At 60.8% G+C, this 22,426-nt stretch carries 23 protein-coding genes; 18 read left to right on the top strand and 5 right to left on the bottom strand.

Annotated elements, in window-relative coordinates; all coding sequences use genetic code 11:
* Position 1: 1 nt before the first annotated feature.
* Together mlaD and ACM62R_RS05350 are read left to right on the top strand one after the other, a co-directional pair.
* The gene (gene mlaD / locus ACM62R_RS05355) at positions 2 to 472 is read left to right on the top strand and encodes an outer membrane lipid asymmetry maintenance protein MlaD (RefSeq protein ID WP_415183030.1); all 471 of its coding nucleotides are present in this window, start codon (positions 2 to 4) and stop codon (positions 470 to 472) included.
* Positions 469 to 825, top strand: a complete 357-nt coding sequence (locus ACM62R_RS05350; protein WP_415183029.1) for a DUF2155 domain-containing protein — start codon at positions 469 to 471, stop codon at positions 823 to 825. Before mlaD ends, ACM62R_RS05350 begins: the two co-directional genes overlap by 4 nt.
* Here ACM62R_RS05350 and aat read toward each other — a convergent pair.
* On the bottom strand, positions 789 to 1,430 hold the full coding sequence (gene aat, locus ACM62R_RS05345) for a leucyl/phenylalanyl-tRNA--protein transferase (RefSeq protein ID WP_415183028.1): 642 nt from the start codon (positions 1,428 to 1,430) through the stop codon (positions 789 to 791). The two genes, ACM62R_RS05350 and aat, sit on opposite strands and share 37 nt — an antisense overlap.
* Before the next feature lie 439 nt (positions 1,431 to 1,869).
* On the opposite strand from aat, the gene ACM62R_RS05340 reads away from it, so the two are divergent.
* On the top strand, positions 1,870 to 3,750 hold the full coding sequence (locus ACM62R_RS05340) for a PHA/PHB synthase family protein (protein ID WP_415183027.1): 1,881 nt from the start codon (positions 1,870 to 1,872) through the stop codon (positions 3,748 to 3,750).
* Between the two features lie 64 nt (positions 3,751 to 3,814).
* Here the strand turns inward: ACM62R_RS05340 and ACM62R_RS05335 are convergent, their stop codons facing one another.
* A complete protein-coding gene (locus tag ACM62R_RS05335) occupies positions 3,815 to 5,365 on the bottom strand; it encodes an AAA family ATPase (RefSeq protein WP_415183026.1) in 1,551 nt (516 codons plus the stop codon).
* Between the two features lie 202 nt (positions 5,366 to 5,567).
* Here ACM62R_RS05335 and ACM62R_RS05330 point away from each other — a divergent pair, with 202 nt between their 5' ends.
* The 6 genes from ACM62R_RS05330 (at position 5,568) to ACM62R_RS05305 (ending at position 9,236) form a co-directional block, all read left to right on the top strand.
* Positions 5,568 to 5,918: a DUF883 family protein gene (locus ACM62R_RS05330; RefSeq protein WP_415183025.1), complete on the top strand. Its 351-nt coding sequence runs from the start codon at positions 5,568 to 5,570 to the stop codon at positions 5,916 to 5,918.
* Between the two features lie 8 nt (positions 5,919 to 5,926).
* Positions 5,927 to 6,358 (top strand): hypothetical protein, encoded by a 432-nt coding sequence (locus ACM62R_RS05325; RefSeq protein WP_415183024.1) that lies wholly within the window; start codon positions 5,927 to 5,929, stop codon positions 6,356 to 6,358.
* Between the two features lie 261 nt (positions 6,359 to 6,619).
* Positions 6,620 to 7,123: a YbjN domain-containing protein gene (locus tag ACM62R_RS05320; protein ID WP_415183023.1), complete on the top strand. Its 504-nt coding sequence runs from the start codon at positions 6,620 to 6,622 to the stop codon at positions 7,121 to 7,123.
* Between the two features lie 27 nt (positions 7,124 to 7,150).
* On the top strand, positions 7,151 to 7,963 hold the full coding sequence (gene proC, locus ACM62R_RS05315) for a pyrroline-5-carboxylate reductase (RefSeq protein ID WP_415183022.1): 813 nt from the start codon (positions 7,151 to 7,153) through the stop codon (positions 7,961 to 7,963).
* A complete protein-coding gene (locus ACM62R_RS05310; protein WP_415183021.1) occupies positions 7,960 to 8,295 on the top strand; it encodes a tRNA-binding protein in 336 nt (111 codons plus the stop codon). Before proC ends, ACM62R_RS05310 begins: the two co-directional genes overlap by 4 nt.
* Positions 8,295 to 9,236 (top strand): 2-hydroxyacid dehydrogenase, encoded by a 942-nt coding sequence (locus ACM62R_RS05305; RefSeq protein ID WP_415183020.1) that lies wholly within the window; start codon positions 8,295 to 8,297, stop codon positions 9,234 to 9,236. Before ACM62R_RS05310 ends, ACM62R_RS05305 begins: the two co-directional genes overlap by 1 nt.
* 211 nt (positions 9,237 to 9,447) lie before the next feature.
* Here the strand turns inward: ACM62R_RS05305 and ACM62R_RS05300 are convergent, their stop codons facing one another.
* Complete coding sequence (locus ACM62R_RS05300) at positions 9,448 to 11,154, bottom strand: bifunctional sulfate adenylyltransferase/adenylylsulfate kinase (protein ID WP_415183019.1); 1,707 nt, start codon at positions 11,152 to 11,154, stop codon at positions 9,448 to 9,450.
* Positions 11,155 to 11,527: 373 nt separating this feature from the next.
* Here ACM62R_RS05300 and ACM62R_RS05295 point away from each other — a divergent pair, with 373 nt between their 5' ends.
* The 8 genes from ACM62R_RS05295 to ACM62R_RS05260 all read left to right on the top strand — a co-directional run bounded on the left by ACM62R_RS05295 (position 11,528) and on the right by ACM62R_RS05260 (position 19,804).
* Complete coding sequence (locus tag ACM62R_RS05295) at positions 11,528 to 13,429, top strand: heavy metal translocating P-type ATPase (RefSeq protein ID WP_415183018.1); 1,902 nt, start codon at positions 11,528 to 11,530, stop codon at positions 13,427 to 13,429.
* A gap of 118 nt (positions 13,430 to 13,547) precedes the next feature.
* Positions 13,548 to 14,072, top strand: coding sequence for an Lrp/AsnC family transcriptional regulator (locus ACM62R_RS05290; protein ID WP_415183017.1), 525 nt, complete (start codon positions 13,548 to 13,550; stop codon positions 14,070 to 14,072).
* 65 nt (positions 14,073 to 14,137) lie between these two features.
* Complete coding sequence (locus ACM62R_RS05285; protein WP_415183016.1) at positions 14,138 to 14,941, top strand: ABC transporter substrate-binding protein; 804 nt, start codon at positions 14,138 to 14,140, stop codon at positions 14,939 to 14,941.
* Between the two features lie 107 nt (positions 14,942 to 15,048).
* The gene (locus ACM62R_RS05280; RefSeq protein WP_415183015.1) at positions 15,049 to 15,690 is read left to right on the top strand and encodes an amino acid ABC transporter permease; all 642 of its coding nucleotides are present in this window, start codon (positions 15,049 to 15,051) and stop codon (positions 15,688 to 15,690) included.
* 18 nt (positions 15,691 to 15,708) lie between these two features.
* Positions 15,709 to 16,362 carry an amino acid ABC transporter permease gene (locus tag ACM62R_RS05275; RefSeq protein ID WP_415183014.1) on the top strand — a complete coding sequence of 218 codons (654 nt, stop codon included), beginning with the start codon at positions 15,709 to 15,711 and terminating at the stop codon, positions 16,360 to 16,362.
* A gap of 54 nt (positions 16,363 to 16,416) precedes the next feature.
* On the top strand, positions 16,417 to 17,145 hold the full coding sequence (locus ACM62R_RS05270) for an amino acid ABC transporter ATP-binding protein (RefSeq protein ID WP_415183013.1): 729 nt from the start codon (positions 16,417 to 16,419) through the stop codon (positions 17,143 to 17,145).
* Positions 17,146 to 17,184: 39 nt separating this feature from the next.
* Complete coding sequence (locus ACM62R_RS05265) at positions 17,185 to 18,456, top strand: NAD(P)/FAD-dependent oxidoreductase (protein ID WP_415183012.1); 1,272 nt, start codon at positions 17,185 to 17,187, stop codon at positions 18,454 to 18,456.
* Between the two features lie 7 nt (positions 18,457 to 18,463).
* Positions 18,464 to 19,804, top strand: a complete 1,341-nt coding sequence (locus tag ACM62R_RS05260; protein WP_415183011.1) for an NAD(P)/FAD-dependent oxidoreductase — start codon at positions 18,464 to 18,466, stop codon at positions 19,802 to 19,804.
* A gap of 49 nt (positions 19,805 to 19,853) precedes the next feature.
* Here ACM62R_RS05260 and tyrS read toward each other — a convergent pair whose 3' ends face one another.
* On the bottom strand, positions 19,854 to 21,104 hold the full coding sequence (gene tyrS, locus ACM62R_RS05255) for a tyrosine--tRNA ligase (protein WP_415183010.1): 1,251 nt from the start codon (positions 21,102 to 21,104) through the stop codon (positions 19,854 to 19,856).
* Positions 21,105 to 21,164: 60 nt separating this feature from the next.
* On the opposite strand from tyrS, the gene ACM62R_RS05250 reads away from it, so the two are divergent.
* Positions 21,165 to 22,271, top strand: a complete 1,107-nt coding sequence (locus ACM62R_RS05250; RefSeq protein WP_415183009.1) for an anhydro-N-acetylmuramic acid kinase — start codon at positions 21,165 to 21,167, stop codon at positions 22,269 to 22,271.
* A 66-nt stretch (positions 22,272 to 22,337) separates the two neighbouring features.
* On the opposite strand, the gene ACM62R_RS05245 is transcribed toward ACM62R_RS05250, so the two are convergent.
* On the bottom strand, positions 22,338 to 22,426 hold an 89-nt coding region (locus ACM62R_RS05245), incomplete at its 5' end, for a hypothetical protein (RefSeq protein ID WP_415183076.1).

Below are 22,426 nucleotides of genomic sequence, written 5' to 3'. Positions count from 1 at the left end.
GATGAGTGAAAGCCCAACAGAAGTGCTGGCAGGGGCCGCCGTTCTGGCGGTCGCGCTGGGTTTTCTGGTGTGGGTGGGTCAGGGCGTTGGGCTTGGCCGCGAGGCTGACAGCTATGAATTGCGTGCCTCTTTTCGATCCGTTGAGGGGGTCACGATTGGCACCGATGTCAGGCTTGCCGGGGTCAAGGTTGGAACCGTCACGTCGCTTTCGCTTAACCCCCAGACATTTTTTGCCGATGCGACGGTATCCATCAAAAAGAACGTTGTTTTGCCGCAAGACTCGGCCATTCTCGTGTCGTCAGAGGGGCTGTTGGGGGGCGCATTCATTGAACTGCAACCGGGGGGAAGTTTTGAAAACCTTGCTGCCGGGGATGAGATTGAGGATACGCAAGGTGCAGTCAGTGTGATTTCCCTGATGATGAAATTTGTCGATGGCCCCGCAGCCGCACCTGCCGCAGAGGCACCGAAATGATACTCCGTGCGGCGTTGATGGTGCTCGCATTGGCGGGAACCGCCGAGGCGCAAGGCATGGCAGAAGCAGGGGGTGCGTTACTGCGCGGATTGGACAAGATTGCGGGAACCGCGGTCGATCTGGAATTGTCCGTCGGCCAGACCCTCGCGTTTGGTCAATTGCAGGTCACGCTGAACGAATGTCGATTCCCCGCAGAGGATCCTTCGTCCAATGCCTTTGCGCGACTGACCATCTTTGATAGTGCGCAGAACGCCGAGATTTTTTCCGGTTGGATGATCGCGGATAGCCCTGCGCTTTCTGCGCTTGATCATCAACGCTACGATGTTTGGGTCATCCGCTGCAAAAGCGAATGAGGGGCCGGCAGGGCAGGTCGGGTGAAATCCGCATCCTGCCTCAAGGCTGTAACCAGGCGCTTATGATACTCGGCCCGTGTGACCTCAACCCCGCCCAGACTGGCCAGATGAGGGGTAAGGTATTGTGTGTCAAACAGGATAAACCCGGCCTGTTGCAACCGATCCACCAGATAGGCCAGCGCGATCTTTGATGCATCGACGCGGCGTGAAAACATGCTCTCGCCAAAAAAGGCCCCCCCCACTGCGATGCCAAAGACCCCGCCAACCAGCGTGCCATTTTCCCAAACCTCCAGCGAATGGGCAAAACCGGCCGCGTGTAGAGTGGCGTAAAGCGCCTTCAATGGGGTGTTGATCCAGGTTTCTTCCCGCTCCGCGCAGGCGCGTACAACGGCGTCGAATGCCGTATCGGTCCGGATCGTAAAGGCTGCGCGTCGAATTTTTCGGGCGAGGGAGCGCGAGATGTGAAAGCCCTCCAACGGGATAATGCCGCGTAATTTTGGGTCGAACCAATAAAGCTGATCGTCGTCACACGACATGGCCATGGGAAAAACGCCCTGCGAATAGCCAGCGAGCAACATTTGTGGCGACAACGTGGAGGAGGTCATCTGGAGGGGCCTGTAACTGCGGTAGGGTGGCGTTTTGGATCCGTAACCGCAGCATGACGCAGAACCAGAGCGGGCGCAAACGACTGACCCGCCGAAAAGCCTGATCATCTTACCCCTTGGGTGGCCAGGACCCGCAAGAGCCGACCTGTTCAGCCGATCTGAAAATCCGCAGATTGCATCATGGCTGCGAAGGGGCAGGAATTGGGGCGGTTTATTGCTGGTGCGTCGATCCGCCATCCCTCTTTAAGATTATAATGCCCCGTTAGATTGAAATTGGCGGTATCTTATTAACAAAGCGTATCGGTGCCGGGAAAAGACACGGAAAACGACCGAAATTCTCAGGCTGCATCGTGGTGAGGATGTCTTATCCAGGCCGAAAATCCATGATCCGTCCTTGGCTGGCCAAACGCAAGCAACTGAAAGATGATTGGAAAAACCGATGTCCTCGGCTGGAAAGAAAAAGCAAGCACCACCCGATAGGGTCGTGCCGATCCAGCGCCTGCAAAAGACGATGGAAAAAACCGCCACCCCTTTCGTTGAAAAACACGGCTCTGATTCGCCGCCCGATCCTGTTTCGCCGGATACGGATCCGCGCCCGAGTTGGGGCATGCCGGATTACCCCGATGCGGAAAGACTGGGGCACGCGATCAGGGCGTATCTTGCGCGGGTCACGATGGGGGCGGCGGCTGATGGGCTTTCGTCCAGCTTTCTGAATTGGTGGATGCGTTTGGCCAGTTCACCGGAAAAGCAAAGGTGGCTTTTGGAAAAAATGGCGCGTCACGCGGTGGCGTTGGGTCAGCCGCATCCGCAGGCGCCGCCAGATCGGGCGATTTTGCCGCCAAAGCATGATGACCGGTTCGATGCCCCCGAATGGCAACACTGGCCCTTTGATCTGATCCAACGAAATTTTCGGCTGACGCAGCGGTGGTGGCATGAGGCCACCAATAATCCAGACGGGATGCCACGCCGCGATGACAGGATTGTATCCTTGGTGGCGCGGCAGATGCTTGACATGGTGTCACCGTCGAACGGGCTTTGGACCAATCCCGAGGTGATTGCCCAAACGATGCGGGAAGGGGGGGGCAACCTGATCCGTGGCGCGCAATACCTGCTTGAGGATTGGCAACGCGAGATTTCGGGCGAACCCCCGATCGGGGCCGAGAATTACATGCCGGGCCGCGATGTGGCCGTGACGCCGGGCAAGGTGGTCTTTCGCACGCATCTTCTGGAACTGATCCAATACGCCCCGCAAACCGATAGCGTCGCCGCCGAGCCGATCATGATCGTGCCGGCATGGATCATGAAATATTATATTCTCGACCTGTCCCCTGAAAATTCGCTGGTGCGTTTTTTGGTCAGGAACGGTTTTACGGTTTTCATGATCTCTTGGCGCAACCCTGATACGGCGGATCGTGATCTGGGGTTGAGCGATTACCTTGATGCAGTTGGTCAGGCGCTGGACGCCATTGGCGCGATCATGCCCGACACGCAGGTTCATGCCGTTGGTTACTGTCTTGGCGGTACGCTTTTGTCTGCCAAGGCGGCGCAGATGGCGCGCGACAAGGATCAGCGCCTAAAGACAATGACGCTTTTTGCTACTCAGACGGATTTTGAGGATCCGGGTGAATCTCAGCTTTTGATCAATGAACACAACGTCACTTTTCTTGAGCATCTGATGTCGGGTCAGGGGTATCTGGACACCAAGCAGATGGTTGACGCGTTCAAGATCTTACAATCGCGAGATTCCATTTGGCCCCAGTATGTCAGCGATTATCTGATGGGCAGACGCCATTCGATGACTGACCTTGCCGCGTGGAGCGCCGATGCGACCCGCTTGCCGTACCGGATGCAAAGTGAATATCTGCGCCACATCGTTCTTGATAACGAATTGGCGCAGGGCCGTTATGAGGTGGGGGGCACGGCGGTCAAAATCAGTGACATCTCTGTTCCGATGTTCTGCGTTCTGGCCTTTGATGACTATGTGGCGCCATGGCAATCCGTCTACAAGTTGCATCTGCTGACAAATGCCGATCTTACCTTTGTGCTGACATCCGGCGGGCATATCGACGGGATTGTAAGCGATCCCGAAAAAGATGGGGCGCTTTATCAAATTGCAGCGGCGCCAGATAAGGCCCGGCATGAGATGCCCGAAGATTGGCGCGTAAAGACGCCCGTCATGGCGGGCTCTTGGTGGCCAGAGCTGGCGATCTGGCTGCGTCATCATGGCGGGGGATCACGAAATCCGCCACCCATGGGCACCGTAACAGGCCAAACCAGCCCTCTGACCGATGCGCCGGGCACCTATGTCTTTCAAAGATGATCGGTGCCAAAGACCGCCCCCCGCGCGGATGGTTTCGACCTGCGGTTGGCGATGGGATGCGTGTTCAAGCCTTGGGTCGTGAAATCCGGGCCAAGATACGCTGCGCCTTATGACAGGTATCGCCAACCCCGCCAGAGGCGTCGATCTGCTGCCATGCGGCCGGAAGGGCCACCTCTGTGCTTTGTTGCAAGACGACGGCTGCATCGGCATCAGAGGCATCTTTGCGGCGGGCCTTGACCCGCCTTTGCAGCAGTTCAGTGTCTGCCGTCAGCCATAGGCCGATAAATTGGGCGCCAACCTGTTTGGCCAGTGCGGGCAGGGTTGCGCGTTCATCCTCATTCAGCCAGGTGGCGTCCAGGATCACGCTATGCCCGCCGGAAAGAATGTCATGTGCCTTGCTGCGCATGATGTCGTAAACACGCCTGTTTGTCCCGGCTTCGTAGGCCGATTGTGGCAAGCGGGTAAGGGGCGCCTTGCCAAACAGGGCCTTGCGTTCAAGGTCGCTGCGCAGATGCACCGCCCCCGGTGCCGCACCGATCAATGGGGCCAACGCCGCGGCCAGCACCGTCTTGCCCGTGCCGGAAAGCCCACCAACCGCGACCAATTGTGGGGGGGCAGGGGCAAGATAGGCCAGCGCGCTTTTCAGATGGCTGCGCGCTTCGCGTAAAAGCGCGGCGTTGTCAGGGGTGAAATGTGCCGTTTGCACCGCGACCATTGCCCGAATTGCGGCACGAACGCTTTGGAACAATGGCAAGACGGCCAGATCTGCAAGATGATCCTTGCCCGCAGTCTTTGACAGATAGCTGTTCAGCACGATGTTGGAGGCCCTTTCCAGCCCCTTGCGGTGCAGATCCATCAACAAGAATGCCAGATCATAAAGCACATCGCAGGTACCCAGCGTTTCATCAAATTCCAGCGCATCAAACAGGGTTGGCACCCCGTCAATCAGCACGATGTTGCGCAAATGAAGATCGCCGTGACAGCGCCGCACATGGCCATTCTTGCCGCGGGTATCCAGGGTGGCGCGGATAGTGCGAAATGCGTGATCAGCGGCCAGTCGATACTTCGCAACCTGATCAGACCCCAGATCCTCTGTCATGGTCGCAAAGGCGGTGCTCAATTCGTCCAGAATGGCGCTGATCAGATCTGACCCGGAAATCTTTGTGCGGGGCATCGCCGTGCTGTGATACTGTGCGATGATCTTGCCCAGCGATGCGGCCATTGGATCATCAATCGCGCCCCGCGCGGCCACATTCTCCAACTCGTCGGCGGCATCAAAGCGGCGCATCCAAAGCACCCATTCCACCACTTTGCCGGCGCCGGAAAGCTGTAGTTGGCCCGAATCGTCACGCGTCACGGCAATCACGTCACGATAGATAAGGGGGGCAGCGGGCGCGTTCAGCTCCAACTCTCGCAACAGCACGTCGTGGCGTTTTTGCAATGTCGAAAAATCCAGATAATCATACCGCACGTCACGCTTGATCTTGTACGCATTGGTGCCGCTTAAAAATATGACCGCGCCATGGGTGTGAATAACGTCAACGGGTTCGTGCCCCGGTAAGTTCATCTTTTCCGACAGGAAGGCGATAACCTCGGCCTGTGATTGTTTGTTCATTTGGTTACCATGTTATTGTACGCAAATTTCAGGATGCGGCTGCCATGTCCGGGGGCCGGGGTCATTATGGGCCTTTGTGGCCGATATGTTATTGACAGGTATCAATGTGGCCTCACTTGCAAGATGATAGCCTTTAGTTTGGGCAGGGTGGAACCAGTTGCCCCCTGATGCGTTGGATAGGCAAACCAAGAGGAGAATGGACATGGCGACCGCTGGAGCAGAATCCAAACCTGACACACAAGCAGACTTTTCTGCCTATGAAGAAGAAATCCGGGCCGATATGGCCGACATCCGCAAGGACATTGCCGCGCTGACCAAGACCTTGGGTAAATACGGAAAGGCACGCGCAGATGGTTTGCAAATCGACGCCAGCGATTTTACGGAAGAAATGTTGACCGAATCGCGCCGCGCCGTGAAAAAATTAAGCAAGCAGGTGGCGAAATTGGAAAAGAACATGAAGGCCAATGTTCAAGAAAACCCCCTTCAGTGGTTCTTGGGGGCGCTGGGCCTTGGGCTGGTGATTGCGATGCTGGTGCGGCGTAACCACGACTGAGCCTTGAAATGCGAAACCCGATAAACGACATTTTAACATCACTGTCCCAAGGTGTTTCAAATCGCCTTCGTGATGCAGTCGGCAATGCGGCGATTCTGGCGATGGTCGCATTGCTGGCCCTTACGGCATGGGTGGTGTGCATTGCGGGGCTTGTCACGGTGCTGGCGCCGCTTTGGGGTATGGCGACGGCGCTGTTCATCGTGGCGCTGGTGATCATCATCGTGGCTTTTGTCCTGCTGGCGGTGCTGAAACGGCGCACGCGATTACAACGCGTGCGCGCTGCGATTGACCAGTCTGAAGCCCGTCGCAAAGCGACTGTGGCGGTTTTGGCGGCGCTGCCCCGCCTGTTACGGCGTCGATCTGCGGCTGCGCTTGTCATTTCGGGCCTGGCGATCGGGGCAATGATCATCGCGGCCCTAAAGTCGGATGATAAGGCCTGACAATAGCCCCCCGTTTTCAGGGCGGCGCAAGCACCCCCATCCCCCCTTGCTACCCCGCAAACCTGTCATAAGGCGCCATCTGGCAGAGTTTTCCCCAGCTTTCTGCGCCTTGGCCGCAGAAAAGGCGGAGTATTCCCTTTACAGTGCCCGCCAATGTGCCCACCATATATAGTTATGGATAGGTGAACAGCCGCCGATCCTTGTGGTTACATCTAGCCTTGGACCCCACCCCAAGGGGCCAAGACAAGCAGGAGAGCAGACATGGCGCTAAGTGAGGATTTCCTCTACTCTGATGATCTGCATCCAATCGACGTTGTCGAAACGCTTGCCGCGCATCACGAATGGGACTTTGACCGGGTTGCGGATGACCAGATCGCCATGGCGCTTGAGGGGCAGTGGCGGACCTATTCGCTGACATTGGCGTGGTCGGCGCAGGATGAAACGCTGCGGCTGATCTCCACCTTCGAGATGGACCCGCCAAGCGACCGTCTGCCCGCGCTTTACGATCTGTTGAACCGCGCCAACGATCAGGTCTGGACCGGGGCGTTTACCTATTGGCCCGAACAGCGGCTGATGGTCTGGCGCTATGGGCTGGTGCTGTCGGGGGGTCAAATGGCCTGCCCCGAGCAGATTGACCGGCTTATCAGCGCGGCGGTGCAGGCGGCCGAGCGGTTCTATCCGGCGTTTCAGCTGACCTGCTGGGGGAATGAGTCGCCCGAGTCTGCAATGCAGGTTGCCATTGCCGAGGCCTACGGTCGCGCCTAATCTTCTTTCCTAACGAAAGGGGATGGCATGGACTTTCATGATATTTCAGCGCGCGGGCTGGTGCTTCTGGGTTGCGGCAAGATGGGCTCTGCGATGCTGTCGGGCTGGCTGGGGCGGGGGCTTTCGCCCGCCTCGGTCTGGGTGATTGATCCAAACCCCTCCGAGTGGCTTTTGGTGCAGGGGGTGCATGTGAACGCGTCCCTACCCGCATCGCCCGCAGTAGTGCTGGTGGCGGTCAAGCCGCAGATGATGGGGGCCGCATTGCCCGCTATTGCGGCAATGGGGGGGGGCGACACCTTGTTTGTGGCCGTGGCGGCCGGCACGACGATAGCCACCTATGAGGCGGTTTTGGGGGCGGCGACGCCGCTCGTGCGCGCGATGCCCAATACGCCTGCAGCAATAGGGCGTGGTATCACGGCCATTTGCGGCAATACCGTCGCCACAGAGGCTGATCTTGCGCTGGCCGAGGGGCTTTTATCAGCCGTCGGGCAGGTCGTGCGGCTGGAGGGCGAGCATCAAATGGATGCCGTCACCGCCGTTTCTGGGTCCGGTCCGGCCTATGTGTTCCATTTGATTGAAACGCTGGCTGCGGCAGGCGAAGATCAGGGGCTTTCACCCGCGCTGGCGCTGCAATTGGCCCGCGCCACTGTCGCCGGTGCGGGGGCGTTGGCCGAAGCCAGCGATGAAACCCCCGCCCAGCTGCGTGTCAACGTGACCTCGCCGGGGGGAACCACTGCGGCGGCCCTGGCCGTGTTGATGGACCCTGCGACGGGCTTTTCGGCGCTGTTGCGGCGCGCGGTGAAGGCGGCGGCAGATCGCGGGCGGGAACTGGGCAAATGACCATTACCTTTGATGATTTCCAGAAGGTCGATATCCGCGTCGGATGCATCACCCGCGCCGAACCATTCCCCGAGGCGCGCAAACCCGCCTACAAGCTATGGATTGATTTTGGCCCCGAAATTGGCGAAAAACGGTCATCGGCACAGATCACCACGCATTACCGCTGCCAAGATCTGGTCGGGCGGCAGGTGTTGGCGGTAGTCAACTTTCCGCCACGTCAGATCGGCAAGGTCATGAGCGAGGTGTTGACTCTGGGCGTGCCGGACGCGACCGGCGAGGTGGTACTGATCGCGCCAGAGCAGGACGTACCTTTGGGCGGGAGGCTGTTTTGATGCGGGTATTGGTGACACGGCGGCAGACCGCCAAGGTTGAAGCCGCGCTGAACGCCCGGTTTGACGTGGTGCTGCGCGATGACTCGGCGCCGCTGACATTGGCCGCGGCGCGTGCGGCGCTGGCTGACTATGACGCAATATTGCCGACGCTGGGCGATGCCTTTGGCGCAGCCGCCTTTCAGGGGCCAATCCGGGCGCGGCTACTGGCCAATTTCGGCGTGGGGTATAACCACATCGACGTGGCTGCCGCCCGCGCCGCCGGGGTTGCCGTCAGCAATACCCCCGGTGCCGTGACCGATGCCACCGCCGACATTGCCCTGACCCTGATTCTGATGAGCGCGCGGCGCGCCAGCGAAGGCGAGCGGTTGCTGCGCGCCGGTGCCTGGACCGGCTGGCAACCCACGCAGATGCTGGGCCAGCATGTTACGGGCAAGCGGTTGGGCATTATCGGTATGGGGCGGATCGGTCAGGCGATTGCGCGGCGTGGCCATTTTGGCTTTGGCATGGAGGTGGTGTTTTACAACCGCTCGCCCCTTGGCACCCTGGACATGCCCGCGCGGCAGGGGACACTGGCCGATGCGTTGGGGGCCGATTTCGTGGTCATTGCCGTGCCGGGCGGGCCAGAAACCCGGCACCTGATCGGCGCGAATGAACTGGCGCAGATGGGCCCCCACGCGCATTTGATCAACATCGCACGGGGCGATGTGGTGGATGAGGCTGCGCTGATCGCAGCACTTTCGACGCGCAAAATTGCCGGTGCGGGCCTTGATGTCTATGAGCGAGAACCGCTGGTGCCCGAGGCGCTTCGTTCGCTTGAGAATGTCACCCTGCTGCCGCATCTGGGCACCGCCTGCGAAGAGGTCCGCGATGCGATGGGCCTGATGGCCGTTGCCAACCTGATCGCCCTCGCAGAAGGGCATCCGCTGCCCAACGTGCTATAGCAGCCGTTGGCGGGGGGGGGGGCAGTCGTGCGCGCCTTGCGTCATGGCCGTTTCGGCAAAGCTATGGCGCGCGGATGAGGGGGGCGCCCTGACGGTGCGCGGCCCTGCCGCCTATGGTTGGGCGCCCTCGGGTCATGGATACGAAAACGCCGCCCGGCAGTAGGGCGGCGTTCGGCGGAATTTTGTTCTGACGTCTTGCCGCTGGGTCCTGTCAGCCGCGGATCAACCCCAGCGATTCCAGTTTCAAAATGACCTGATGGGCACAGTGGTCAACGCTGACATTTTCCGTATCGACCACCAGTTCAGCCGCCGTTGGCGCCTCGTAAGGGTCTGAAATCCCCGTGAATTCCTTGATTTTACCTTCACGGGCAAGCTTGTACAGCCCCTTGCGGTCACGGCGTTCACACTCTTCTAGTGAGGTGGCAACGTGCACCTCGATAAAGGCACCAAAGGATTCGATCATCTCGCGCACGGCGCGTCTGGTGGCAGTGTAGGGGGCGATCGGGGCGCAAAGGGCTATGCCGCCGTTCTTGGTGATCTCAGACGCGACATAGCCGATACGTTTGATGTTGATGTCGCGGTGTTCCTTGCTGAATCCCAGCTCGGACGACAGGTGTTTACGGACCACATCGCCATCCAGCAATGTGACCGGGCGCCCGCCCATCTCCATCAGCTTGACCATCAGCGCATTGGCGATGGTGGATTTGCCAGAGCCGGAAAGCCCGGTGAAAAACACCGTAAACCCTTGTTTTGAACGTGCGGGTTTGGTGCGCCGCAGTTCCTCAACCACCTGCGGAAAGCTGAACCATTCGGGAATCTCAAGCCCTTCGCGCAGCCGGCGGCGTAGCTCGGTGCCGGAAATATCGAGGATGGTGCAATCTTCCGGCACTTCGTTGGACGGAAAATACTGTGCTTTTTCCTGCACATATACCATGTGCTTAAAGTCAACCATGGTCACCCCAATTTCTGCCTCGTGCTTTTTGAACAGCGCCTGGGCATCATAGGGGCCATAGAAATTTTCGCCCTGGCTGTTTTTGCCGGGGCCGGCATGGTCGCGGCCGACGATAAAGTGGGTTACGCCATGGTTCTTGCGGATCAGCCCATGCCAGACGGCCTCGCGCGGGCCCCCCATGCGCATCGCCAGATTCAAAAGGCTCATCGTCGTGGTCGATGACGGGTATTGGTCCAACACCGCCTCATAGCAGCGCACCCGGGTAAAATGATCCACGTCGCCCGGTTTTGTCATCCCGACGGCCGGGTGGATCAGCAGGTTTGCCTGCGCCTCTTTGGCAGCGCGGAATGTCAGTTCCTGATGGGCGCGGTGCAGCGGGTTGCGGGTCTGAAAGGCAACGACCTTGCGCCAGCCCATCTTGCGGAAATAGGCGCGCAGTTCGTTTGGCGTATCGCGGCGCGCCTTGAAATCGTAATGAACCGGTTGCTGGATACCGGTGATGGGGCCGCCCAGATAGATTTTGCCCGCGGTATTGTGCAGATAATTCACGGTAGGGTGGGCCAGATCGTCCGCGCCAAAAACCTTTTCGGCCTCGTGCGATTTGTTCGGCTCCCATTTGTCGGTGACGGACAGGATGGCCAGGATCACGCCTTCCTGATCGCGCAGCGCAATATCGCTGCCCGGGGTGATGGTTTCGGCAAATTTCTCGGATACATCCAGCGTGATCGGCATGGGCCACAGCGCGCCATCGGCCAGCCGCATATCGTTGACGACGCCGTCATAGTCAGCCTCGGACATGAACCCTTTAAGCGGAAAAAAGCCGCCGTTCATCAGCAATTCCAAATCGCAAATCTGGCGCTGGGTCAGATCCCAGGACGGCAGATCGCCCGCCTCTGCCTTTAGTTTCTGAGAGGATTCGTATGAAACATAAAGTTCCGGCACCGGGGCAAGATTGGCAAGCTGCATTGAAATATGACCTTTTTAACTGAGGCTGTGCATCGGGGGCGTCGCCCTCGTTTTGGGCGCAAATAACGCGCCGGAAACGCCGGTTTCAAGCACTACACCGGGATTTTTCCCAAATGAGGCGGTTTTGCTTCAGCTGGCTGGCGGCGTGGAACAACTGTCCCGGTCTTGTGGCTGATCGGGGGCATTGGTTCTTCTGCGCTGGTGAGGGATTTGCGCGCGGAATGTAGCTTGGCGGGGCCGCAATCCCCGCCTAGAGTGTTGATTGTTGCAGTATTCATTGGTTGGTTGGCCCGAAATTGTGCCCACAAGGGGGCGGGGCGGTTGGCCCTCTGTCCGGGGATGTGTTGGCTGACAAGTAAGGGGGCGGTGCCGAATGTCATCTTCGTTTCACGATCGGCTGAATATTGCGCTGGTGGCGGTCGCGCTTGTCGGGCTGGTTGCCGGGCTGGTTTTGCGGGTTGCTGTCTTGCCCGGACTGGCCAGCGCGGCATGGTCGGCCGCCGTCATCCCGGTTTTGGCCGCGCTTTTGGTTGAGATTGTCCGCAGCCTGTGGCGGGGCGAGGTGGGGCTGGACATCGTGGCGGCGCTTTCGATGTCGGCGGCGCTGTTTTTTGGCGAAACGTTGGCGGCGGCTGTGGTGGCGCTGATGTATTCGGGCGGCACCTTTCTGGAAAGCTTTGCCGAGGGCCGGGCCCGGCGTGAGATGAGCGATCTTTTGTCTCGCGTGCCCCGCACCGCAACGCGGCACCAAAACGGCGCGCTGGAGGAGGTGCCGCTGGATGATATCGCGCCGGGTGATCTGCTGCTGATCCGGCAGGGGGATGTGGCCCCGGTCGACGGGACGGTTGAGAACGGCAGTGCGGTGCTGGATCAGTCCGCACTGACGGGCGAATCCATGCCTGCCCGCCTGATGCAGGGCCAAGACGTGATGAGCGGGTCAACCAACGCGGGCGAGGCGTTCGATCTGCGTGCCAGCCGTCGCGCGGCGGACAGCACCTATGCGGGGATCGTCCGGCTGGTCGAGGCGGCGCAGAAATCAAAGGCGCCGATGGCCCGGCTGGCTGACCGCTATTCGCTGGTATTCCTGGCTGTTACGGTGGTGTTGGCCAGTGGTGCGTGGTGGTTTACCGGCGATCCGATCCGCGCGGTGGCGGTTTTGGTTGTCGCCACGCCGTGCCCGCTGATCCTGGCGGTGCCGGTGGCACTGGTTGCGGGGCTGTCGCGGGCGGCGCATTTCGGGGTGCTGATCAAGGGGGCCAAGCCGCTTGAGGCGCTGGCCCGGATCCGGACGCTGGTTCTGGACAAGACCGGCACCCTGACGGACGGGCGCCCGCATATCGTGTCGATAACGGCGCAGGCAGGTTGGTCCGAAGGTGACATTCTGTTTTATGCCGCAGCCCTGGATCAGGCCTCAAAACATCCGGTTGCCCAAGCGATCGTTACGGCTGCGCAAGTGCGAGGGATGGTTTTGCCGGTACCCGAACAGGTAGTCGAGGCCCCTGGAGAGGGCGTGTCGGGGCGCGTGGGGGGGCGCGATGTCCGCGTGGGTGGCGCCGATTTTGTGACAGCACAAACTGGCGCCGTGGATCAGGGCGGCTGGCACGGTGATGCGGGGGCGGTGCGTGTCGCCCTTGCGCTGGATGGCAGGTTTGCGGGCAGTCTGGTAATGGCGGATGAGCTGCGGGCAGGCACGGCAGAGCTGTTGGCGGGCCTGCGCAAGCAGGGTATGGGGCGAATTTTGTTGGCGACGGGCGACCGCCGGGACGTAGCCGAGGTGGTGACCGAAGGCTTGGATCTTGACGGTATTCACGCCGATCTTGGCCCCGATCAAAAGGTGGCTTTGGTGTTGGCCGAACGCAAGACCGGCCCGGTGATGATGGTTGGTGACGGTGTCAATGACGCGCCCGCCCTGGCTGCTGCCGATGTTGGCGTGGCAATGGGCGCCCGCGGTGCGGCGGCATCCGCCGAGGCGGCCGATGTCGTGCTGCTGGTCGACCGGCTGGACCGGCTTTTGCCGGGTCTGGAAATTGCGCGTAGATCACGCCGGATTGCGGTGGAAAGCGTGATCGCGGGGATCGGGCTTTCGGCTGCGGGGATGGTCGCGGCCGCGCTGGGGTATCTGACCCCTGTTCAGGGGGCATTGCTGCAAGAGGTGATTGATGTGGCTGTTATCTTGAATGCGCTGCGCGCGCTCAGGATCGTGCCGACCAAACCTGTTTACCCCCTGTCAGAGCCGCCCGCGGCGGGGCCTGCGTTACGTCTGGCCTCGGATTAGGCGAATCAGAAAGTGTTCTGGCTTTTGTTTTTCCATATGGAAATTAATTTTGACAAATTCTTTCAGTTACGCCATCCTTCCCAGTGTTATAATCTGAACCGATGCTGCGGGGGGCAGGGTGCGCGCGCTACTGGACCGTGTTGACAGGCGGCTTGCAAAGCTTTTGTCGCAAGACGGGCGCGAGGGGCCGGCCGGGCTTGCCGCGCGGCTGGATCTTAGCCCGCCAACCGTGCGGGCGCGGCTGAAATCCCTTGTCGAGCGCAATCTGGTCAAAATCGTCGGCCTCGTGAATGTCGCAGAGCGGCCGGAACTGATCTGCGCGATCGTCGGTATTCATGCAAACGGCCAGGGGACCCTGGATGAGATTGCCAGGAAAATGTCCGACCTGCCCTTTGTTACATCGGTCAGTATCGTGACGGGGCGCTATGATATCATTGCCGAAGTTCTGTTCGAGGGGGATATGGAGGCGCTTTACCGCGTTACAAGTGAACTGTTGCCGGGGCTGGCCGCACCGGGCATGATCCGGGGCAGCGAAACCTTTGTGGTGATGAAGACGCACAATAAATGGCTCAGCCTGCCGAAAGGCGTCTGGGATGACGATATCGGCGGTGACACGGTTGCCGCTGGACCGGGCCGGGAATAGGGGCGGCCACAAAGATGAGCGAAAGCCGGGGTTAGCCCGGACTCGTGTTCCAAAGGGAGAGAGAGATGACAAAGTTGAATGCGTTTGCACTGACGGCGATGCTGGCCGTCATGACGCAGGTGGGGGTTGCGACCGCTGTTGAGGCGGGAACGCTGGAGGATATTCTTCAGCGCGGCGAGCTGCGCGTGGCCGTGCAGACCCAAGGCCCGCCGTTTTCGTTCATGGACAAGAACGCCAACCGGACCGGTAGCGCGATTGACCTGACCACCCTTATGGCCAAGGAAATGGGCGTCAAGATCGTCTATCTTGATTTTGACTGGGACGGTTTGCTGCCGGCGCTGCTGTCGGGCAAGGCCGACATTCTGGCCGCTGACATGACGCCAACCCTGTCGCGTGCAACCAAGGTCGCCTTTACCAAGCCGTTCATGTATATCGGCGCGGTTGCATTCAGCAAAGGCGACAGCGATTTCAAGACGGTCGAGGATTGCAAGGCGCCGGGCGCCACTATTGCGGTTTTGCTGGGCTCAACGGGTGAAAAACTGGCGCCGACAATTTTTCCGGACGCGGAAATCAAATCCTTCAAGGGGGGCGGCACGCTGCTTTTGGATGCGGTCGCCACGGGGCGCGCGAATTGCGGCCTGAACGACAGCTCTGCCGTGGCCGCGCAATCGGCCTCGTATGAGCCGGGCACCTTTACCATTTTCCCCGACATGCTGACGAAAGAGCCGCTGGCCTATGCCGTGCGCTACGATTCACTGGATCTGATGACCTGGGTCAACCTGTTCATCGACACCACCACCCTGGATGGTCGCCTTGACGAGAACCTGAACTATTGGGTGAATTCAGCCAAGTGGCAAGACGAACACTAGGCTTGCGCCATCGGTCTTGCGGGGGCAAAGGGCACCTGCAAGACCCGCCCGCGCCTGAACAAGGGTTATAACGGCCAGATATGTTTACCTCTTTAAATACACGCGTGATGTTGGAGTATCTGCCCGATATCTGGCAGGGCTTTCTGGCAACGCTGATGCTGTCGGCAGCGGGGTTTGCCGGGGCGATGGTCATCGGGGTTCTGGCCTGCGCGCTAAGCATTCAGCCGCTGCGCTGGCTGCGCGCGCCCGCTGTTGCCTATGTTGACGCAATCCGTGCAACGCCGCTGCTCGCGCAGCTATATTTCCTTTATTTCGGCCTGCCGCGCCTTGGCATCGTGATGCCGGAAATGGCCATTGGTATCGTCGCACTGGCGCTGAACTCGGGCGCCTATATGGCTGAGATCATCCGCTCGGGGATCTTGTCGATCCCGCGCGGGCAGGTCGAGGCCGGGGTCAGCACCGGGATGAGCTATCTGCAACGGATGCGGCTGATCATCCTGCCGCAGGCGCTGCGGCCGACGGTGTCACCGATGATCGGGCAGGCGATCGTGCTGGTAAAGGATTCCTCGCTGTTGTCGCTGATTTCGGTGGTCGAGTTGACCCGCGCCGGACAGCGGATTGCGATTGACCATTTCCTGCCGGTCGAGGGGCTGGTTGCCACTGCGCTGGCCTATCTGGTGCTTTATTATCTGCTGAAAACGCTGGCGGGCATATGGGCCTACCAAAACCGCCTTCCGGGCCGGGCATAGGGGGCGAGCATGTTCTGGATGCAACTTGATCGCGTGTTGAATTTCTGGCCGGTGCTCTTGAAGGGCATTGGCATGACGGTGTCGCTGTCGGTGCTGTCGCTGCTGATCGGGGTGGCGCTGGGGTTTGTCTTTGGCATCATCCGGGCGGGGCGTAACCGGCCACTGGCGCAGATTGTCGGGCTTTATGTCGATTTTTTCCGGGGCACGCCATTTTTGCTTCAGGTGTTTATCGTCTTTTTCATCCTGCCCGAATTCGGGCTCGAGCTGAGCGCCTTTGCCTCAGGCGTGGTGGCGCTATCCAATGTTGCTGCCTGCTTTATCGGGGAAATCGTTGCCTCGGGGATCAAGGCGGTGCCGCTGGGCCAATCCGAGGCCGCCGCCGCCTCGGGTCTGACGCGTATTCAGCAGTTGCGCCATGTGATCTTGCCGCAGGCGGTGCGGATCGTGACGCCGTCGCTGGTGGGGCAGTTCGTGCTGCTGATCAAGGATTCATCGGTTGTTTCGGCAATCGGGCTGTTGGATCTGACGCGGTCGGGCTGGATGATCGTGCAGACTGTGCCGAACGGGCTTTTGGTGTTTGGCATCGTTGGTCTGTCGTATTTCGTGATCTGCTATCCGCTGATCTACCTGTCGCGCCGGATGGAGCGCAAAGCCCAGGCCACTGCCCTGTAACCCGCCCATCCCTAACGCACTGCGCCGTCACGGCGGTACCGAGGAACCTGTCACATGATCGAATTTTCCAACGTCAACAAATGGTTCGGCAGCCTGCATGTGCTGCGTGACATCAGCCTGAACGTCGCGGCGGGTGAGGTTGTCGTGGTTTGCGGCCCGTCGGGGTCAGGCAAAAGCACGCTGATCCGCTGTGTGAACGGGTTGGAACCGTTTCAAAAAGGTGCGCTTGTGGTGGATGGTACGGCCTTGGGCGGCAACGAATCCCGGCTGCGCGATCTGCGGATGGAGGTTGGTTTCGTATTCCAGCAATTCAACCTTTACCCGCATAAAACCGCGCTTGAAAACGTGACGCTGGCGCCTATCCATGTGCGCAAACTGTCGAAAGCGGCGGCTGATGAGCGTGGCCGCGCGCTGCTGCAAAAGGTGGGTCTGGGCGACAAGATGGGCAATTACCCGCATCAGCTGTCGGGCGGGCAGCAACAGCGCGTGGCGATTGCCCGGTCGCTGTGCATGCAGCCCAAGATCATGCTGTTTGACGAACCCACCTCGGCGCTGGACCCCGAAATGATCAATGAGGTGCTGGATGTCATGGTATCCTTGGCGCGTGAAGGCATGACGATGATGGTGGTCACCCATGAGATGGGTTTTGCGCGCAAGGTGGCCGACAGGGTAATCTTTATGGATCAGGGTGCGATTGTTGAAATGGCACCGCCAGAAACTTTCTTCACCAATCCAAAAAGCGAACGCACGCAGGATTTTCTAAGCAAGGTTTTGCAACACTGATCACGGTGAAACGCAGCGTTTTGGGACGGATAGGGTGCCATGCAAAAGCCTGTGAAGAATAGGGCCGGGTATTCGGTCGCGGTGATCGGCGCGGGGATCGTGGGCTGTGCCACGGCGCTGGCGCTGGCGCAGGGCGGGCAGCGGGTGACGCTGTTTGACCCCGATGCGCCGGGGGCGGGCACCTCATCGGGGAACGCGGGCGGGATTGTGACCGGCGCGGTCACGCCCACCGCCACCCCGGCGGTGCTGCGCGCATTGCCTGCGTATCTGCTGGACCGGTCGTCGCCTGCGGTGTTGCGGCTGCGCCATTCGCTGCGGGTCATGCCGTGGTTCATGCGGTTTCTTCGGGCCGGCTTTCCGGCCGAGGTGGACCGCATCGCCGCTGCGTTGCACCCGATCGTGGCGCAGGCGCTGACCGCGCACCGCGCGCTGGCGGCAAGCTGCGGCGCGGGCGGGCTGATAACCGATGCGGGCTGGCTGAAGGTCTATGCAACGCAGCAGGAATTTGACGCGAGCGCCCCGGACCGCCGCCTGATGGACCGGTTCGGCCTGCGCTACACCATCCTTGACCGTAAGGCGGTGACAGATCTGGAGCCGAACCTGGACCCCGCCCTGTGCCAGATCGGGTTTCACCAACCCGAAAGCGGGTTTGTCAGCGCGCCCAAAGGCTTGGCGCAGGCGTATTTTGACGGGGCGGCGCGGCTGGGGGCGGTGCATCTGCGCCAGACCGTGCGCGGTATCGCGCGCCGCGACGGCGGTGGCGTGACGCTCCATACTGAGGGGGGCGCGCAACAGTTTGACCGGGTAGTGGTGGCCGCTGGGGCATGGTCGGCCCGGTTTGTGCGCCAGTTGGGTGACCGGGTCAGCCTTGATACCGAACGCGGCTATCATATCGGCTTTGGCCCGCAGACGGTTGGGCTTTTACGCGGGCCTGTGGTGTTTCCGGCGCTGTCGCTGGTGCTCTCACCGATGGATGAGGGTATCCGTCTGGTCAGCGGGGATGAGCTGGCCGGGCTGAAGGCGCCGCCCAATTACCGCCGGATTCGCGCGCTGGTGCCGCAGGCGCGCCGGGCGCTGCCCGCGTTGCACGATGCGGCCCCGGCAACGGAATGGATGGGCTTTCGCCCCTCGACCCCGGATTCGCTTCCCGTTATCGGGCCGTCGCCGCAGGGGGGCGATGTGGTCTATGCCTTTGGCCACGGTCACATTGGCCTGACGCTGGCGGCAATTACCGCACAGATGGTGGCGGCCAGTATCAGCGACACCCCGGCCCCGGTTGATCCCAAACCCTATCTCGTGTCGCGGTTCTGAGGTGAAGATGAACGGCTTTCCCATCACTCTTGCAATACCCCCCACCTTCGCCGGGCCGCTGCCCGAGGCGGTGGATGTGGTCATTATTGGCGGCGGTATCATTGGCGTGATGACCGCCTGGTCGCTGGCGCGGGCCGGAAAGCGGGTGTTGATTTGCGAAAAGGGACGCCTCGCGGGCGAACAATCGGGCCGCAACTGGGGCTGGGTGCGCCAACAGGGGCGCGATCTGTCTGAGCTGCCGATCATGATGGACGCAATGCGCCGCTGGACGGCGCTGTCAGATAGTCTGCGCGCCCAAATCGGGTTTCGGCAAAACGGGATCAGCTATCTTGCCACCTCGGAAGAGCGGATGGCGGGGTATGAGCGTTGGCTGACGGCGGCACGGGCGCACGGGGTTGACAGCCGCCTTCTGTCCCGGCGCGAGGTTGAGGCGATGTTGCCCAATGCGGCCAGCTGGGTGGGGGGACTGCACACCCCCTCGGACGGTCAGGCAGAGCCGTTTGTGACCGTTCCGACCCTTGCCAGACTTGCCGCCGATGCGGGCGTCATCCTGCGCGAAGGTTGCGCCGTGCGCGGCCTTGACCTTGCAACGGGGCAGGTGGCCGGGGTGATCACCGAGGCCGGGCGGGTGCGCTGCGATCAGGTGATACTGGCCGCAGGGGCGTGGTCTTCGCTGTTTTTGCGCGCGCATGGCCTGTCCATTCCACAGCTTGCCGTGGTCTCAAGCGTTGCGGCGACGGCGCCTTTGCCCGCGTTCTTTTCAGCGGCGGCGGCGGATGACCGTTTTGCGATCCGGCGGCGCGTGGATGGCGGCTATACGCTGACGCCATGGTCATTTCACGAGTTCTTCATAGGCCCCGATGCGTTCCGTCATCTGCGCGCCTTTCTGCCGCAGATCCGGGCAGATCTGTCGAGCACGCATTTTCGCCCCCTCGCACCAAAGGGCTATCCGGACGGCTGGGGCACCGCGCGGCGCTGGTCCACCACCGACATCTCCCCGTTCGAGCGGTGCCGGATCCTGTCGCCCCGCCCGAATATGTCTGAAATATCGCGCCTGCAAACGCGTTTTGCCGCGGCATTTCCTGAAATAGGCCGGCCAGAGATTGCCAAAAGCTGGGCTGGCATGATTGACGTCACCCCCGACGCGCTGCCCGTGGTGGATCACGCGCCGATCCCCGGTTTGATCATTGCCACCGGGATGAGCGGCCATGGCTTTGGCATAGCGCCGGGCATGGCCGGGGTCATTTCTGAGCTGACCCTGGGGCGCCCCCCGGCGCATGATCTTTATCCGTTTCGCCTGTCGCGGTTCAGTGACGGGTCCCGTTTGGGGCTGGGAACCGCGATTTGACGGGGTAAAGGCGCCCTTCGCGGTCCCCCGACACAATCGTCGCGGTGCCTTAGCCGAGTTTGATCAGCCGGTGCTTTTTCTTCCCGACCGAGACTTTCAGCCCCGCCCCGATCAGATCAGCCGTAACCAGTGTGGCCGCATCCGTGACCAGATCGTTGTTGTAGCGCAGACCGTTTTCCGCGATCAGCCGCTTGGCTTCCTTGCCCGAACCGACGATGCCGGTCGCGGTCAGAAAATGCGGGCTGGCCAGCCCGGCACCCAACTGTGAGGACGTAAGCGTGATCACCTCCAGCTCATCACCGACGCCGCCTTTTTCGAACACTTCGCGGGCCGTGGCCTCGGCGGCGGCGGCGGCATCAGCCCCATGCAAAAGCGTCGTGACCTCATTGGCAAGAATCACTTTGGCGGCGTTGATCTCTGATCCGGCCAGTGCGCCCAGACGGTTGCATTCCTCCAGCGGCAATTCGGTGTATAGCCGCAGGAACCGGCCAACATCGGCGTCGGTGGTATTGCGCCAGAACTGCCAAAAGTCATAGGGGCTAAGCATGTCGCCATTCAGCCAGACCGCGCCGCCCTGGGATTTGCCCATTTTCTTGCCGTCCGATGTGGTCAGCAACGGCGAGGTAAGGCCGTAGATTTCATGGTCCAGCACCCGGCGCGTCAGGTCGATCCCGTTGACGATATTGCCCCATTGATCCGACCCGCCCATTTGCAGCAAACAGCCATAGCGGCGGTTCAGCTCAAGGAAATCATAGGCTTGCAGGATCATGTAGTTGAATTCAAGGAAAGAAAGGCTTTGTTCCCGGTCCAGCCGCGACTTGACCGATTCAAAGCTGAGCATCCGGTTGACGGAAAAGTGCCGCCCGATGTCGCGCAGAAAATCGAGGTAGTTCAGCCCGTCCAGCCATTCGGCGTTGTTAAGCATGAGCGCATCGTTTGCACCCTCACCATACTGCAAGTAGCGCGCAAATACCTTCTGCATTCCGGCGATATTCGCGTCGATCTGCGCCGGGGTCAGCAGCGGGCGTTCATCTGCGCGAAACGATGGGTCGCCCACTTTGGTGGTGCCGCCGCCCATCAGGGTAATCGGCTTATGGCCGGTTTTTTGCAGCCAGCGCAGCATCATGATGTTAAGAAGGTGCCCCACATGCAGGCTGGCTGCCGTGGCGTCATAACCGATATAGGTTGGCACAACGCCCTTCAGCAACGCATCGTCAAGTGCCTGATAATCGGTGCAATCGGCCAGAAAGCCGCGCTCGATCATCACGCGCATGAAGTCTGATTTTGCATGGTAGGTCATCGTGCTTGTTCCTTTATTATGCGCATGCGTATATCGGGCCAGCGGATAAAGGGGAAGAGTGTGTTGAAGCGCGGGCCGGTCTGGGCAGTGGGGGCGATGTCGGGGACCTCGCTTGACGGGGTAGATGCGGCTTTGCTGCATACCGATGGTGAGGTCATTGCCGAATTTGGCCGCCATGCCTACCGTCCCTATAGTGGTGCGGAACGCGCCTGCTTGCGCGCGGGGCTAGGGCTTTGGCAGGGGGATCCCGGTGTTGAACCCGTGGCCGAGTTGATCGAAACCGTCCACGCCGAAGTGCTGGCCGATTTCCCCGAGGCGGATATGATCGGGTTTCATGGCCAGACGCTGGCGCATGATCCGGCTGGGCGGGGCACCCATCAGGCCGGTTCCGGCGCGGTTCTGGCCGAGGTTCTGGGCCGTCCGGTGGTGTGGGATTTCCGCTCAGCCGATGTGCGAATGGGCGGGCAGGGTGCGCCGCTTGCGCCCTATTTTCACTTTGCGGCGGCGAAATGGGCGGGGCTGCGCGCTCCGGTGGCCTTTCTCAACCTTGGCGGCGTGGGCAATGTTACCTGGGTTGACCCGTCGCAACCCGGCCCCGAGGTACCCGGCGCGGTGCTGGCCTTTGATACCGGCCCCGCCAATGCCCCGGTCAATGACCTGATCCGCGCACGGCGCGGCCTGCCTTTTGATGAGGGTGGGGCGCTGGCCGCAAAAGGGCGCGTCGATGAAAGCATTATCGCGGGTTTTCTGACCCACCCCTATTTTTACAAGATCCCGCCCAAGTCGCTGGACCGGAACGATTTTCACACCCTTCTTGCCGCCGTAGCGCCGCTTTCAGACGCTGATGCCGCCGCCACGTTGACCGCCGCCGCCGCCGCCGCCGTTGCACGCGGGGCCGAGCATTTCCCCCATGCGCCCATAGCCGTCTATGTTACGGGTGGCGGGCGGCTGAATGAAACGCTGATGTCGATGCTGTCGGCGCGTCTGGCCTGTCCCGTGGCTCCGGTCGAGGATATCGGCCTGAACGGCGATATGCTTGAGGCGCAGGCATTCGCCTATCTGGCGGTGCGGGTGGCGCGGGGGCTTTCCACCTCGGGGCCGTCAACCACCGGGGTCGCAGCGCAGGTGGGGGGTGGGCAGATCAGCCGGCCCAATACGGGGCGCTGATCTGCCATTGAAAACCCCGCCAAAGGCGCATGCCGCTGGCGGGGTGGATCCATCAAAATCGAAAGCTCAGGCCCTCAGGATCGAATGGCCCGCGTATTCGGCGGTTTCGCCCAGCGATTCCTCGATGCGGATCAGTTGGTTATACTTTGCCAGCC

Origin of the sequence: Phaeovulum sp. (genome assembly GCF_047638075.1) — a bacterium.
Taxonomy (GTDB): Bacteria; Pseudomonadota; Alphaproteobacteria; order Rhodobacterales; family Rhodobacteraceae; genus UBA6197.
The sequence above is the reverse complement of the archived record's forward strand: the minus strand, read 5'-3'. Positions and strand labels throughout refer to the sequence as shown.